This window comes from Pseudomonas sp. Colony2 (genome assembly GCF_019382755.1).
Classification (GTDB): Bacteria; Pseudomonadota; Gammaproteobacteria; order Pseudomonadales; family Pseudomonadaceae; genus Aquipseudomonas.
Genome location: NZ_CP080030.1, coordinates 464,011 through 480,030 on the forward strand (window position 1 = coordinate 464,011; position 16,020 = coordinate 480,030).

The 16,020-nt window shown below is 61.8% G+C and carries 10 protein-coding genes; 9 read left to right on the plus strand and 1 reads right to left on the minus strand.

Features of this window, described 5'->3' with window-relative positions; translation table 11 throughout:
- Window positions 1-98: 98 nt before the first annotated feature.
- Window positions 99-2,555, minus strand: a complete 2,457-nt coding sequence (locus JV201_RS01935; RefSeq protein ID WP_371316571.1) for a penicillin-binding protein 1A — start codon at window positions 2,553-2,555, stop codon at window positions 99-101.
- 220 nt (window positions 2,556-2,775) lie between these two features.
- Between JV201_RS01935 and pilM the strand changes: the two genes are divergently transcribed.
- The 9 genes from pilM (at window position 2,776) to JV201_RS01980 (ending at window position 15,969) form a co-directional block, all read left to right on the plus strand.
- Entirely contained in the window at window positions 2,776-3,429 is a 654-nt protein-coding gene (pilM, locus tag JV201_RS01940) for a type IV pilus biogenesis protein PilM (protein WP_219406441.1), read from the plus strand.
- The gene (locus JV201_RS01945) at window positions 3,429-3,980 is read left to right on the plus strand and encodes a PilN domain-containing protein (RefSeq protein ID WP_087692529.1); all 552 of its coding nucleotides are present in this window, start codon (window positions 3,429-3,431) and stop codon (window positions 3,978-3,980) included. Before pilM ends, JV201_RS01945 begins: the two co-directional genes overlap by 1 nt.
- A complete protein-coding gene (locus JV201_RS01950) occupies window positions 3,977-5,002 on the plus strand; it encodes a pilus assembly protein PilP (RefSeq protein ID WP_219406442.1) in 1,026 nt (341 codons plus the stop codon). The genes JV201_RS01945 and JV201_RS01950 overlap by 4 nt, the downstream gene beginning before the upstream one ends.
- A gap of 69 nt (window positions 5,003-5,071) precedes the next feature.
- On the plus strand, window positions 5,072-6,409 hold the full coding sequence (locus JV201_RS01955; RefSeq protein ID WP_177028689.1) for a type IV pilus secretin PilQ: 1,338 nt from the start codon (window positions 5,072-5,074) through the stop codon (window positions 6,407-6,409).
- Window positions 6,410-6,413: 4 nt separating this feature from the next.
- Window positions 6,414-6,932: a shikimate kinase AroK gene (aroK, locus tag JV201_RS01960; protein WP_003209345.1), complete on the plus strand. Its 519-nt coding sequence runs from the start codon at window positions 6,414-6,416 to the stop codon at window positions 6,930-6,932.
- A gap of 147 nt (window positions 6,933-7,079) precedes the next feature.
- Window positions 7,080-8,180: a 3-dehydroquinate synthase gene (gene aroB / locus JV201_RS01965; RefSeq protein WP_003209346.1), complete on the plus strand. Its 1,101-nt coding sequence runs from the start codon at window positions 7,080-7,082 to the stop codon at window positions 8,178-8,180.
- Between the two features lie 10 nt (window positions 8,181-8,190).
- A complete protein-coding gene (locus JV201_RS01970) occupies window positions 8,191-9,723 on the plus strand; it encodes an SPOR domain-containing protein (protein ID WP_219406443.1) in 1,533 nt (510 codons plus the stop codon).
- A gap of 349 nt (window positions 9,724-10,072) precedes the next feature.
- Window positions 10,073-14,518 (plus strand): glutamate synthase large subunit, encoded by a 4,446-nt coding sequence (gene gltB, locus JV201_RS01975; protein ID WP_003209351.1) that lies wholly within the window; start codon window positions 10,073-10,075, stop codon window positions 14,516-14,518.
- A 32-nt stretch (window positions 14,519-14,550) separates the two neighbouring features.
- Window positions 14,551-15,969, plus strand: coding sequence for an FAD-dependent oxidoreductase (locus JV201_RS01980; RefSeq protein WP_003209353.1), 1,419 nt, complete (start codon window positions 14,551-14,553; stop codon window positions 15,967-15,969).
- The last annotated feature ends 51 nt before the right edge of the window (window positions 15,970-16,020 follow it).

Consider the following 16,020-nt stretch of genomic DNA (forward strand, 5'->3'; position numbering starts at 1 on the left):
TGTGGGAGCGGGCTTGCTCGCGAAGACGGTGTGTCAGTCGGCCCATCTGAGCCTGATACTCCGCTTTCGCAAGCCCGCTCCCACATTGGAACTGCGTGTTAGAACAAATCGATCGGCGCCGCCTCGTCCGCCGGCAGCGGGCTGCCCGGTGCAACACCATTGCCCAGCTCGTTGACCGACGGCGGCGTGTCCTCGCTCTTGAACAGCTCGAAGTACGCATTCGGCGTGCTCGGCGCTGCTGCACGGCCGCTGACCGGGTCGATCCGCAGGCTCAGGATGCCTTCCGGTTCCGGCTGGGTATGCAGCGGCATATCCTTCAGCGCGGCGCCCATGTAGCTCATCCAGATCGGCAGCGCGACGGTGCCGCCGAACTCCCGGCGACCGAGGCTTTCCGGCTGGTCGTAACCAGTCCATACGGTGGTCACGTAGTCGGCGTTGTAGCCGGAGAACCAGGCATCCTTGGAGTCGTTGGTGGTACCGGTCTTGCCGGCGATATCGGCACGGCCCAGGGCCAGGGCGCGACGCCCCGTACCTTTCTTGATCACGTCTTCCAGGATGCTGTTGAGGATGTAGGTGGTACGGCCATCCACAACGCGTTCGGCTACCGCCGGCGCTTGTGGTGCGGCGGGAGCACCGGCTGCCGGGGCTTCGCCTGGCGTCGGCTCGATGGTGATGCCGCCGTTGGCCGGTGCTGCCTGGCCGTCAGTGGCCGCGACGCCATTGACCACGTCGCCCGGGACCCGTGGTGGGTTGGCGGTGAACAGGGTTTCGCCGCTACGGCTTTCGATCTTGTCGATCAGGTACGGGGTGATCTTGTAGCCGCCGTTGGCAAAGGTGCTCCAGCCGGTGGCGATTTCCATCGGCGTCAGCGTGGCGGTACCCAGTGCCAGGGACAGGTTGGGCGGCAGGTCCGACTTGTTGAAGCCGAAGCGGGTGATGTAGTCGATGGTCTTGCCTACGCCCATCGCCTGCAGCAGGCGGATCGACACCAGGTTACGCGACTTGTACAGCGCCTCGCGGACGCGGATCGGGCCGAGGAAGGTGTTGGTGTCGTTCTTCGGGCGCCAGACCTTGTCCAGGTACTCGTCGACGAACACGATCGGTGCATCGTTGACCAGGCTGGCGGCGGTGTAGCCGTTATCCAGTGCAGCGCTGTAGATGAACGGCTTGAAGCTGGAACCCGGCTGGCGCTTGGCCTGGGTGGCGCGGTTGTAGTTGCTCTGCTCGAAGGCAAAGCCGCCGACCAGGGCACGGATTGCACCGTTCTGCGGGTCAAGCGACACCAGCGCGCCCTGTGCCACGGGCACCTGGCTGAATTTCAGGCTGTCGTCCTTCTGGCGCTGCACGCGAACCAGGTCACCGACCTGGGCCACGTCCGACGGCTGCTTGGGCATCGGGCCCATGCTGTTGGTGTTCAGGAAAGGGCGGGCCCATTTCATGCTGTCCCACGACACATGCTCTTCGCCGGTGCGCGTCAGTACCTGCACGCCATCTTTCTTCACCTGGGTGACGATGGCGGGTTCAAGGCCGCTGATCGGGCGCTGTTTGCCCAGCTCGACGGTCCAGGCGCTCAGGGTCTTGCCCGGCAGGCGCGATTCAGGGCCGCGGTAGCCATGGCGCTGGTCATAGGCGACCAGGCCATCGTGTACCGACTTGTTGGCGATTTCCTGCAGGTTGCTCGGAATCGTCGTGGTCACGCGGAAACCTTCGGTGTACGCCTCGCTGCCATAGCGGCCGACCATCTCGGCACGGGCCATTTCGGCGATATACGGGGCATTCACTTCCGGGGTCGGCACGTGATAGCTGGCGTTCAGCGGCTCGGCCACCGCACTTTCGTACGCGGCCTGGTCGATCTTGCCCAGCTTGTACATGCGGCCCAGGATCCAGTCGCGGCGCTCTTTGCTGCGCGCCGGGTTGGCCAGCGGGTTGAAGCGCGAAGGCGCCTTGGGCAGGCCGGCAATCATCGCCATCTGCGCCAGGCTGGCGTCACGAATCGACTTGCCGTAGTAAACCTGTGAAGCCGCCTCGATGCCGTAGGCGCGGTTGCCCAGATAGATCTTGTTGACGTACAGCTCAAGGATCTCGTCCTTGGTCAGCTGACGTTCGATCTGCAACGCCAGGAGGATTTCCGTGGCTTTGCGGGAAAAGCTGCGTTCGCTGGTCAGGAAGAAGTTTTTCGCCACCTGCATGGTGATGGTGCTGCCACCGGATTGAATGTGTCCGCTTTTGACCAATTGCGTGGCCGCCCGCACCAGGCTGCTTGGGTCGACGCCATAGTGATTGGCGAAGTTATCGTCTTCAGCCGACAGCAGGGCGTTGATGAAATTGGGTGGAATGTCGGCGAAACGGATCGGTGTGCGGCGCATTTCGCCGAACTCCGCGATCAGTTTTTCATCGCTGCTGTAGACCCGCAAAGGAATCTGCAACTGGATACTTCTCAGGGCCTCTACGGAGGGCAAACCCGGACTAAGGTAGAGATAGGCCCCGCTGAGCACGAGCATCAGCCCGCAGACGATCGCGACAATGGAGTACCCGAAAAACTTCAGCAGACGAATCAAGGCTTTTGGATTTCCAAGGAAAAGAATGGGTTAGGCGTCGGGGCATGCACGGCAAGTGGTGGATCGACCCGGCCAGCAGATAAACGCGGGAAAAAACGCTGGGCATTAAAGCATTTTTCGGCTTCGGGCGTCATTCGCGCCGCTCATACAAGCCGACCGAATGCAGGAAGCCTGGCAGCAATCAGTCCGTAAGACAGGGAAAGTTTTGGGGAGTTTTATGAGAAAGGGATTTTTCAGGCGAAAAGCCGATGCCGTCCTGGGTATCGACATCAATGACACCGGCGTCAGGCTGGTGGAGCTGGAGGCTTCAGGCACTGGCTACAGCGTGCGGGGCTACGCCATGCAGCAGTTGCCGGCCCATGCGGTGGTCGACAGCAGCGTGGTTGATTTCGATGCCGTCGCGCAGGCACTTTCCCGGGCGCTGGTACAGGCGCATACATCACTCAGGCATGCCGCCGTGGCCGTGGCAGGGCCCTCGGTGATTACCCGCGTGCTGGAGATGGACACGGGGCTGACGGATGCTGAAATGGTGCGTCGAATCCATGGGGAAGCAGACCAGTACATTCCTTATCCGCTGGAGGATGTGGCTATCGACTTCCAGGTGCAGGGCCCGTCGGCCCATGACCCGCAAAGCGTCGATGTGCTGCTGGTTGCCTGCCTCAAGGAACAGGTGGAGGCCCGTGAGGCGGTTTTGGCCCTTGCGGGGCTGACGACGCGGATAGTGGATGTCGAAGCATTTGCATTGGCTCGCGCGGGCAGGCAGGCTTCGGACAGCATCATGCCGGGCCGTCGTGTCGATGGCGCGCAATGGGCCGTGGATGCCCAGGGAATGGGAGTGGCCTGCGGGCTGGCCCTGAGGAGTTTCGACTGATGACACGAATCAACCTGTTGCCGTGGCGCGCAGAACGGAATGAGCGGCGGCGCAAATATTTTCTGGTGTTTTTGGCGGGGGCTGCAGCGGTGGCGCTGGCTGCGGTTTGGCTGGCAGACCAGGTGATCGACCGTGCAATCGATCGGCAGTTGGCCCGCAATAACCAGTTGAGCCAGGGTGTCACCGGGCTCGACTCGCGCATCAAGGCCATCGACGAACTGCATGAGCAGCGCCAGCAGTTGATGGAACGGATGAAAGTTGTGCAGGGTTTGCAGGACGATCGTGCGGCGGGTGCTCAGTTGCTGGACCAGTTGGCCCGCGCCGTGCCGGACGGGGTGCAGTTGCGCGAAGTGAGCGTCGACGGCGGGTCTGTTTCCATCAGCGGCACGGCCGGATCGAACCGGGACATTGCTCAGTTCATGCGAGGCCTCGAAGCTGCCGAAGACTTGGAAGCGCCCCGGCTTCAACGGGTTCGCGGCGCGCAGGAGGGCGACGACAATGGCTTCCAGTTGACGGTTCGCCATGGTCACTCGGATGAGGTGCGCCAATGAGAGGGGCGTCAGGCCTGCCAGGGCTGACGGAATCCGATATAACCCAGCTCTGCCAGAACGCCGCCAACTGGCCCTTGCCGGGCAAGGCGTTGCTGGCTGGCGCGGTGGTTTGCCTGCTGTGGGCAGTGGGCAATACCTTCTACTTGAGTGGGGCGCGGGAGCAACTGCGCCAGCTTGAGTCGCAGGAAGTGGCGCTTGAACAGCAGGTCGCGCTGAAAACCATCCAGGCTGCCGGCCTGGAGTCCCTGGTCCGCGAACTCGAAACAATGCGAGGCCATTTCGCCAACCTGTTACGGCGGCTGCCTGCCGACACCCAGGTACCCGGCCTGCTTGAAGATATTGGCCGCCTGAGTGCCGCCAATGGCTTGGTGCTGGAGGCCATCGAACTTCGGGATGACCAGCCTCGCGCCCTGTACATCGAATCGCCCATGCAGATTGGCGTCACCGGGACTTTTCACGACCTGGCGGCGTTCATCAACGGCATGGCCAGCTTGCGAGGAATTGTCACGGTGCATGACTTGGCATTCAGTCCTGTCGATCCCTCGGAGTTGCATCTCAGTCTGGTAGCCAGGACCTATCGTCACAACCGCCAGGCGGGCGATGACCCGAAGGTTGATTTGCACCCGCCGGCACAGGCTGTCGCCGAGCCCGGGCCGCAGCAAGTGGCCTACGATTTTGCAGCCTTGCGCGACCCTTTCCAGCCGCCCTCTCGCCAACTGGTTCGACCCGCCGGGCGACCGGCTGCCGGACCTGATCTCGCCAGACCTCGCGGAATCCTCGAAGGCTTCGCCGTGGAGCAGTTCGAAATGGTCGGGACCTTGTCCCTGGGGGCTCAAACCTTCGCCCTGCTGCGCGGAGCGTCGTCTGTCCATCGCCTGGCAATCGGCGATTACCTGGGCCCGGACCACGGGCGCATCACGGCGATTCATGACTCCCATGTCGAACTGGCCGAGCTTTTCCCGGATGGCCAGGGCGCGTGGCTGGAACGCTCGCAAACCCTTGCCCTGAACGTGAACTCATAACGGAAACAAACAATGAAAAGGACTTTTTCGTCCTTCGGTGTGGCGCTATGGATAGCGTTCACGGCACCGATGGTCATGGCTGTGCCCAATCGAATCGACTTGATTCACCTGCCGCCACCTGGCAATGCGCCCCTGAGTACCGGACGCGTGGCATTCACCGGGGACAAGCTGTCCCTCAACTTCCAGAACATCGAGTTGCGCGCGGTGCTGCAGCAGATTGCTGACGTTGCCGGCCTCAATCTGGTGACCAGCGACGACGTGCAGGGTTCGATCACCCTGCGCCTCAAGGACGTGCCCTGGGACCAGGCCCTGGACCTGGTGCTGCAAACCAAGGGGCTGGACAAGCGTGTGACGGCCAATGTGCTGCTGGTCGCGCCGGCCGAGGAGTTGGCCGCCCGCGAGTTGCTGGCGATGGAGTCGCGCAAGCAAATGACTGAGTTGGCACCGCTGCGCCGCGAGTTGCTGCAAGTCAATTACGCCAAGGCGTCGGACCTGGCCAAGCTCTTCCAGTCGGCCGTGGGCCTGGAAGGCGCCACCGATGAGCGCGGCTCGGTGGCGGTGGATGACCGCACCAACAACATCATCGCCTACCAGACCCGGGAGCGGCTGGAGGAGCTGCGCACGATTGTGGCGCAACTGGATATTCCGGTAAGGCAGGTGATGATCGAGGCGCGGATCGTCGAGGCCAATGTGGATTACGACAAAAGCCTTGGCGTGCGCTGGGGCGGGCAACTGAATCGGGGTAACTGGAGCGCTGGCGGGATCAGGAAACCGCTGGCCGAAGGCACCGAGCCGCCTGAAATCCCGCCCAGCTCGCCGTTTGTGGACCTGGGGGCGGTCAACGGCAGCGCCGGCCTGGGTGTCGCGTTTATCACCGACAACCTGCTGCTGGACCTGGAACTGACCGCCATGGAAAAAACCGGCAATGGTGAAATCGTTTCGCAGCCCAAGGTCGTCACCTCCGACAAGGAAACCGCGCGAATCCTCAAGGGCACCGAGATTCCCTATCAGGAGTCCAGCTCCACCGGCGCGACCTCGGTGTCGTTCAAGGAGGCCTCCTTGTCATTGGAAGTGACCCCGCAAATCACCCCGGACGGCTGGGTGATCATGGAGGTCAAGGTCACCAAGGATGAGCCCGACTACCTGAACAGGCTCAACGATGTGCCGCCGATCAAGAAAAACGAGGTCAATGCCAAGGTGCTGGTCAAGGACGGGGAGACCATCGTGATCGGCGGGGTTTTCTCCAATACTCAAAGCAAAGTGGTAGATAAAGTGCCATTTTTGGGCGATGTGCCGTATCTTGGCCGCCTTTTCCGGCGGGATGTGGTTTCGGAGAAAAAATCCGAGCTGCTGGTATTCCTGACTCCGCGTATTATGAATAACCAGGCGATTGCTGTGAGTCGTTGATTCTGTGCGAAATTTGATTCTTGTAGGACCGATGGGGGCTGGAAAAAGCACCATCGGCCGTTTGCTGGCCAAAGAGCTGCGCCTGCCATTCAAAGACTCCGATAAGGAAATTGAATTGCGCACGGGCGCCAATATCCCGTGGATCTTCGATAAGGAAGGCGAACTGGGCTTTCGCGACCGCGAGCAGGCGATGATTGCCGAACTGTGCGGCTGCGATGGCGTGGTATTGGCCACCGGGGGTGGCGCAGTGATGCGCGACGAGAACCGCCGGGCGCTGCACGCCGGCGGTCGCGTGGTTTATCTGCACGCGTCTGTCGAGCAGCAGGTGGGCCGCACCGCTCGCGACCGCAATCGCCCATTGCTGCGCACCGCCGACCCGGCAAAAACCCTGCGGGACCTGCTGACGCTGCGCGACCCGCTTTATCGGGAAATCGCCGATCTGGTGGTGGAAACCGATGAGCGGCCGCCACGAATGGTGGTTCTCGACATTCTCGAGCGCCTGGCACAGTTGCCACCCCGTTAAAGCCAGGGCCGAAATGCGCTATCCTCGGCGGCGCGTCATGACCGTCCGAGTTGTGGCGTAGAGCCATCAGGCAGCGTCAGATCCCGACGTTGCCGACAACGTTAATGTAGGGCAGGACGCCTGCTTTCATCTTCAACGCGGGGACACATGCAGACACTTAAGGTCGATCTTGGCGAGCGCAGCTACCCGATCCATATTGGCGAAGGTTTGTTGGACCAGCCCGAGTTGCTCGCACCGCATATTGCCGGGCGGCAAGTGGCGATCATCTCCAATGAAACGGTCGCGCCGCTGTATCTTGAGCGTCTGAGCCGCAGCCTGGCGGCGTACTCGGTGATCTCGGTGGTGCTGCCGGACGGCGAGGCCTTCAAGACCTGGGAAACCCTGCAACTGATCTTTGATGGCCTGCTGACGGCCCGTCATGACCGGCGCACCACGGTGGTGGCGCTGGGTGGCGGTGTGATCGGCGACATGGCCGGCTTTGCGGCGGCCTGCTATCAGCGCGGCGTGGACTTTATCCAGGTACCGACCACCTTGCTGTCCCAGGTCGATTCGTCGGTGGGCGGCAAGACCGGCATCAACCACCCCCTGGGCAAGAACATGGTCGGCGCGTTCTATCAGCCGAATGTGGTGCTGATCGACACTGCCACCCTCAATACCCTGCCACCCCGCGAGCTGTCGGCGGGCCTGGCGGAAGTCATCAAGTACGGGCTGATCTGCGACGAGCCGTTCCTGACCTGGCTGGAAGAACACGTCGACGCCCTGCGCGCCCTCGACCAGGTGGCACTCACCGAAGCGATTTCCCGCTCCTGCGCCGCCAAGGCGCTGGTGGTGAATGCCGACGAACGTGAGTCCGGCGTGCGCGCCACCTTGAACCTCGGCCACACCTTCGGCCATGCGATCGAGACCCACATGGGCTATGGTGTGTGGTTGCATGGAGAGGCCGTAGCGGCTGGCACAGTGATGGCATTGGAGATGTCGCAACGCCTGGGCTGGATCAGCGCCCAGGAGCGTGATCGCGGGATCCGCCTGTTCCAGCGCGCCGGGTTGCCGGTCATTCCTCCCGAGGAGATGACCGAGGCAGATTTTCTCGAACATATGGCAATAGACAAGAAAGTGATCGACGGTCGACTGCGACTGGTGCTGTTGCGCCGAATGGGCGAAGCGGTAGTGACCGACGATTATCCGAAAGAGATTTTACAGGCCACGCTGGGAGCGGATTACCGCGCCCTGGCCCAGCTTAAAGGTTAATAAGATCCCGATGACTAGTTTGCATGCCGACGAGGCGTTCCTCGGCCATTACCAGTTAAGCCACGACCCTTTTGCTCCTCGGGTGCCTGGTTTCAAGTTTTTCCCTGCGCAACGCAAGCCGGTGCTGGGACAACTGCACCACCTGGCGCGCTACAGCCAGTTGCTGCTGGTGGTCACCGGCCCATTGGGCAGCGGCAAGACCTTGCTGCGCCAGGCGCTGGTGGCCAGCACCAACAAGCAATCGGTACAGAGCGTGGTGGTTTCCGCCCGTGGTGCCGGTGATGCGGCAGGCGTGTTGCGTCAAGTGGCCCAGGCCCTCGACGTGTCCACTGCCGAGCCGAATGCGATCCTCAAGCAAGTGGTGCAACTGGGCCTGACCGGCCAGGAAGTCTACCTGCTGGTGGATGACGCCGAGCAGCTCGACGAATCTGCCCTGGAAGCGTTGCTGGCCCTGGCGGCCGGTACGCCTGAAGGGCGCCCGCATGTGTTCCTGTTTGGCGAGTCTTCGCTGATCGCCGAACTTGAACAGATCAGCGGCGAGCAGGAGCTGTTCCACGTCATCGAACTGCAGCCTTACGAAGAAGAAGAAACCCGCGAATACCTGGCCCAGCGGCTGGAAGGCGCAGGGCAGGGCATCGAACTTTTCTCCGCTTCGCAGATCTCTGATATTCACGAAAGCTCCGACGGCTGGCCTGGCACCATCAACCAGGTTGCCCGGGATGCCATGATCGAAGCCATGATTGCCAGCCGCTCAGCGGTAAAGCGTCCAAAGATGGGGTTTACTATGCCGAAGAAGCACGTATTGGCAATTTCTGCCGTTGTCGTGGTTGCCGTCGCCGCCGCCTGGTTGATTCCAGGTCGCAACAAGGCACCGACCACCGCTGGCGCGCCAACCGAACAGGCGCAGTTGCCACTGGGCAAGCCAACACCGAACGTTGAGTTTGCCAACTCCGGCCAACCCACCAACCTGCCAATGGTCGGCCAACCGGTGATGCGCGGCCCGCTCGCCGAAGAAGCTGGCGGCATCTCCGAAGGCGACGATGGGGTGCCGGTGGAAGGCTCCAGCGCCACGCCGCCGACCGTGACCACCACCGCGCCACCTGCGGGCGTGCCAGCCGGTCAGCCAGCGGCCAAGCCGACGCCAGCGCCAGCCCAGGTCGCCACCGCCAAGCCTGCGCCTGYGGCCAARCCGGCTCCAGCCGCCAAGCCTGCCGAAAAACCGGCCGTCGTGGCCAAGGCCGCGACTGGCGCTGCCGGCAGCAGCTGGTATGCCAGCCAGCCTACCGGTAACTTCGTGGTGCAGATCCTCGGTACCAGCTCCGAAGCCAACGCCCAGGCGTTCGTGAAAGAGCAGGGCGGCGAGTACCGTTATTTCAAGAAAGTGCTCAACGGCAAGCCTCTCTACGTGATCACTTACGGCAACTTCTCCAGCCGTACAGCAGCGGAATCCGCTATCAAGGCCTTGCCAGCGAAGGTTCAGGCTGGTAAACCTTGGCCTCGCACTGTCGCCAGCGTTCAACAAGAACTGGCAACAACTCGCTGAAGATCCGGCGGCCTTACCCAGGCCGCCCTCTCGGCACCTCAAAAAAACAACACAGCGTGCAGCCCTGAAGGCCGCGCGCTTTGTGGTGTCTGCGTCACAGTGGCTTTTGAGTCGTAGCGGTCAAAATTAAAAAAGTTTTGACTAGCACAGCATATCGCTTTAAACCTTTCATAAATGCGACATAGATTTGCGACATTTCGTCGCTAAATTTGTGAGCGTCTGTGTCGGTGTGTACAATGACCTCCCTTTTGCCCCCGCTAAGCCGGCGTACGTTCGGCGTGGAAGGTAACCGGTTGAATTGAAAAGAAATTTGCCTCGGAATAAGAGGCAGCCTGGTGAGAAAGTGTCTATGAAAGCAGGTCTGTACCAACCCGATGAATTCAAGGATAACTGCGGTTTCGGCCTGATAGCCCACATGCAGGGCGAGCCCAGTCATACCCTTTTGCAAACGGCCATCGAGGCCCTGACCTGCATGACCCACCGCGGTGGGATCAACGCCGACGGCAAGACCGGTGACGGTTGCGGCTTGCTGATTCAAAAGCCCGACCAGTTCCTGCGCGCAGTCGCCAAGGAACATTTCGGCGCCGATTTGCCCAAGCAGTACGCTGTGGGCATGGTGTTCTTCAACCAGGACCCGGTAAAAGCCGAAGCTGCTCGCGAGAACATGAACCGCGAGATCCTGGCCGCTGGCCTGCAGCTCGTCGGCTGGCGCAAAGTGCCGATCGACACCAGCGTACTGGGCCGCCTGGCCCTGGAGCGCCTGCCGCAGATCGAACAAGTGTTCATCGCAGGCGACGGCCTGAGCGACCAGGACATGGCGATCAAGCTGTTCACCTCTCGTCGTCGCTCGTCCGTGGCCAATGCCGCCGACACCGACCACTACATCTGCAGCTTTTCCCACAAGACCATCATTTATAAAGGCCTGATGATGCCGGCGGACTTGACCGCCTTCTATCCAGACCTGAGCGATGAGCGCCTGCAAACCGCAATCTGCGTGTTCCACCAGCGCTTCTCCACCAACACCCTGCCGAAATGGCCGCTGGCCCAGCCATTCCGCTTCCTCGCCCACAACGGCGAGATCAACACCATCACCGGCAACCGCAACTGGGCCGTGGCCCGTCGCACCAAGTTCGCCAACGACCTGATGGACCTGGAAGAGCTCGGCCCGCTGGTCAACCGCGTGGGTTCCGACTCCTCCAGCATGGACAACATGCTCGAATTGATGGTCACTGGCGGCATCGACCTGTTCCGTGGCGTGCGCATGATCATTCCGCCAGCGTGGCAGAACGTCGAGACCATGGACCCCGACCTGCGGGCGTTCTATGAGTACAACTCGATGCACATGGAACCGTGGGACGGCCCGGCCGGCGTGGTAATGACCGACGGTCGCTACGCCGTGTGCCTGCTCGACCGTAACGGCCTGCGCCCGGCGCGTTGGGTGACCACCACCAACGGCTTTATCACCCTGGCGTCGGAAATCGGCGTGTGGAACTACAAGCCGGAAGACGTGATCGCCAAGGGCCGTGTTGGCCCGGGCCAGATCCTCGCCGTGGACACCGAGACCGGTCAGATCCTTGACACCGATGCCATCGACAACCGCTTGAAGTCCCGTCATCCGTACAAGCAATGGCTGCGCAAGAATGCCCTGCGCATCCAGGCAACCATGGAAGACAACGACCACGGTTCTGCCTTCTACGACGTCGACCAGCTCAAGCAGTACATGAAGATGTACCAGGTCACCTTCGAAGAACGTGACCAGGTGCTGCGCCCACTGGGCGAGCAGGGCTATGAGGCCGTTGGCTCCATGGGCGATGACACGCCAATGGCCGTGCTGTCCCAGCGCGTGCGCACGCCGTACGACTATTTCCGCCAGCAGTTCGCCCAGGTGACCAACCCGCCGATCGACCCGCTGCGCGAAGCCATCGTGATGTCCCTGGAAGTGTGCCTCGGTGCCGAGCGCAACATCTTCCAGGAATCGCCTGAGCACGCTTCCCGCGTGATCCTCAGCTCGCCGGTCATTTCCCCGGCCAAGTGGCGCTCGTTGATGACCCTGGATCGCCCAGGCTTCGACCGGCAGATCATCGACCTGAACTACGACGAGAGCCTCGGCCTGGAAGCCGCGGTGCGCAATGTCGCCGATCAGGCTGAAGAAGCCGTGCGTGCCGGCCGTACCCAGATCGTGCTGACCGACCGCCATATCGCCCCGGGCAAGCTGCCGATCCACGCTTCCCTGGCCACCGGCGCGGTACACCACCGCCTGACCGAAAAGGGCCTGCGTTGCGATTCCAACATCCTGGTTGAAACCGCCACCGCCCGCGACCCGCATCACTTTGCGGTGTTGATCGGCTTCGGCGCCTCTGCGGTGTATCCGTTCCTGGCTTACGAAGTACTCGGCGACCTGATCCGTACCGGCGAAGTCCTGGGCGACCTCTACGAGGTGTTCAAGAACTACCGTAAGGGCATCACCAAGGGCCTGCTGAAGATCCTGTCGAAGATGGGCATCTCCACCGTCACGTCCTACCGTGGCGCGCAATTGTTCGAAGCCATCGGCCTGTCGGAAGAAGTTTGCGAGATGAGCTTCCGTGGCGTGCCGAGCCGCATCAAGGGTGCGCGTTTCGTCGACATCGAAGCCGAGCAGAAAGCCCTGGCCGCCGAAGCCTGGAGCGCGCGCAAGCCGATCCAGCAAGGCGGCCTGCTGAAGTTCGTGCACGGTGGCGAATACCACGCCTACAACCCGGACGTGGTCAACACCCTGCAAGCCGCCGTGCAGCAAGGCGACTACGCCAAGTTCAAGGAATACACCGCGCTGGTGGATAACCGCCCGGTGTCGATGATCCGCGATTTGTTCAAGGTGAAAACCCTGGACACGCCGCTGGCCATCAGCGAGATCGAGCCACTGGAATCGATCCTCAAGCGTTTCGACTCCGCCGGTATTTCCCTGGGCGCCTTGTCGCCTGAGGCTCACGAAGCCCTGGCCGAAGCCATGAACCGCCTGGGTGCGCGTTCCAACTCCGGCGAAGGCGGTGAAGACCCGGCGCGCTACGGCACCATCAAGAGCTCGAAAATCAAGCAGGTCGCCACTGGCCGCTTTGGTGTGACCCCGGAATACCTGGTCAACGCCGAAGTGCTGCAGATCAAGGTTGCCCAGGGCGCCAAGCCGGGTGAAGGCGGACAACTGCCAGGCGGCAAGGTCAACGGCCTGATCGCCAAGCTGCGTTATGCAGTGCCGGGCGTGACGTTGATTTCACCGCCGCCGCACCACGACATCTACTCGATCGAGGATTTGTCGCAGCTGATTTTCGACCTGAAACAAGTCAACCCGCAGGCCCTGGTCTCGGTGAAACTGGTAGCGGAAGCCGGCGTGGGCACCATCGCCGCCGGTGTGGCCAAGGCCTATGCCGACCTGATCACCATCTCCGGCTACGACGGCGGCACCGGCGCTTCGCCGCTGACCTCCATCAAGTACGCCGGCGCACCGTGGGAACTGGGCCTGGCTGAAACCCACCAGACCCTGCGCGGCAACGACCTGCGCGGCAAGGTCCGGGTGCAGACCGACGGTGGCCTGAAAACCGGCCTCGACGTGATCAAGGCCGCAATCCTCGGCGCCGAAAGCTTCGGCTTCGGCACCGCGCCAATGATCGCCCTGGGCTGCAAATACCTGCGCATCTGCCACCTGAACAACTGCGCCACCGGCGTGGCGACTCAGAACGAGAAGCTGCGCAAGGACCACTACATCGGTACCGTCGACATGGTGGTGAATTTCTTCACCTACGTCGCCGAAGAAACCCGTGAGTGGCTGGCCAAGCTGGGCGTGCGTTCCCTGGAAGAGCTGATCGGCCGTACCGACCTGCTGGACATCCTCGAAGGCCAGACCGCCAAGCAACAGCACCTGGACCTGACGCCGCTGTTGGGCAGCGATCACATCCCGGCCGACAAGCCACAGTTCTGCCAGGTTGACCGCAACCCGCCGTTCGACAAGGGCCTGCTGGCCGAGAAGATGGTCGAGATGGCCACTTCGTCGATCAACGACGCAAGCGGCGGCGAATTCGCCCTGGATATCTGCAACTGCGACCGTTCCATCGGCGCACGCATCTCCGGCGAAATCGCGCGCAAGCACGGCAACCAGGGCATGGCCAAGGCGCCGATCACCTTCCGCTTCAAGGGCACCGCTGGCCAGAGCTTCGGCGTATGGAACGCCGGTGGCTTGAACATGTACCTCGAAGGCGACGCCAACGACTACGTGGGCAAGGGCATGACCGGCGGCAAGCTGGTGATCGTCCCGCCAGTGGGCAGCGTCTACAAGACTCAAGACAGTGCCATCATCGGCAACACCTGCCTGTACGGCGCAACCGGCGGCAAGCTGTTTGCCGCGGGCACGGCCGGTGAGCGTTTCGCAGTGCGTAACTCCGGTGCCCACACCGTGGTTGAAGGCACGGGCGATCACTGCTGCGAGTACATGACCGGTGGTTTTGTCGCGGTGCTGGGCAAGACCGGCTACAACTTCGGTTCGGGCATGACCGGCGGTTTCGCCTACGTGCTCGACCAGGACAACACCTTCGTCGACAAGGTGAACCACGAGTTGGTGGAGATCCAGCGGATCAGCGGCGAAGCGATGGAATCCTATCGCAACCACTTGCAGCATGTGCTGGACGAATATGTCGAGGAAACCAACAGCGAATGGGGTCGCAACCTCGCTGAAAACCTCGATGACTACCTGCGTCGTTTCTGGCTGGTCAAGCCCAAGGCTGCCAACCTGAAATCGTTGCTTTCCAGCATCCGTGCCAACCCGCAGTGATATGCGCCTGAAGAGTTTGATGAGGTTTTAACATGGCTGAACGTCTGAATAACGACTTCCAGTTCATCGATGTCGGGCGCAAAGATCCGAAGAAGAAACTGTTGCGTCAACGCAAGAAAGAGTTCGTGGAAATCTACGAGCCCTTCAAACCCCAGCACTCGGCCGACCAGGCCCACCGCTGCCTGGGTTGCGGTAACCCGTATTGCGAATGGAAGTGCCCGGTGCACAACTTCATTCCGAACTGGCTGAAGCTGGTGGCCGAGGGCAACATCCTCGCCGCCGCCGAGCTGTCGCACCAGACCAACACCCTGCCGGAAGTGTGCGGCCGGGTGTGCCCGCAGGACCGTTTGTGCGAGGGTGCGTGCACCCTCAACGACGGCTTCGGCGCGGTGACCATCGGTTCGGTGGAGAAGTACATCACCGACACCGCGTTCGCCATGGGCTGGCGCCCGGACATGTCCAAGGTCAAGCCGACCGGCAAGCGCGTCGCGATCATCGGCGCGGGCCCGGCGGGCCTGGGCTGTGCCGACGTGCTGGTACGTGGCGGCGTGACCCCGGTGGTGTTCGACAAGAACCCGGAAATCGGTGGCCTGCTGACCTTCGGCATCCCCGAGTTCAAGCTGGAAAAAACCGTACTGAGCCATCGTCGCGAAGTCTTCACCGGCATGGGTATCGAGTTCCGCCTCAATACCGAAATCGGCAAGGACGTGACCATGGAGCAACTGCTCGAAGAATACGATGCCGTGTTCATGGGCATGGGCACCTACACCTACATGAAGGGTGGCTTCGCCGGTGAAGACCTGCCGGGCGTGTACGACGCTCTGGACTTCCTGATCGCCAACGTCAACCGCAACCTGGGCTTTGAAAAGTCGCCGGAAGATTTCGTCGACATGAAAGGCAAGAAGGTCGTGGTGCTGGGCGGTGGTGATACCGCGATGGACTGCAACCGCACTTCGATTCGCCAGGGCGCCAAGTCGGTGACCTGTGCCTACCGTCGTGACGAAGCCAACATGCCGGGTTCGCGCAAAGAGGTGAAGAACGCCAAGGAAGAAGGCGTAAAATTCCTCTACAACCGCCAGCCGATCGCTATCGTCGGTGAAGACCGTGTCGAAGGCGTGAAAGTGGTCGAGACCCGTCTCGGCGAACCGGATGCCCGTGGCCGTCGCAGCCCCGAGCCGATCCCGGGTTCCGAAGAGATCATCCCGGCAGACGCCGTGGTCATCGCCTTCGGTTTCCGCCCAAGCCCGGCGCCGTGGTTCGAGCAGTTCGAAATCCAGACCGACAGCCAGGGCCGCGTTGTAGCCCCGGAACAAGGCCAGTACAAACACCAGACCAGCAACCCGAAAATCTTCGCCGGTGGCGACATGGTGCGCGGGTCTGACCTGGTAGTGACGGCCATCTTCGAAGGCCGCAACGCCGCCGAAGGGATCCTGGATTACCTGCAGGTCTGACCCCGATCCCGGATTGAAATGGGATCAAAATGTGGGAGCGGGCTTGCTCGC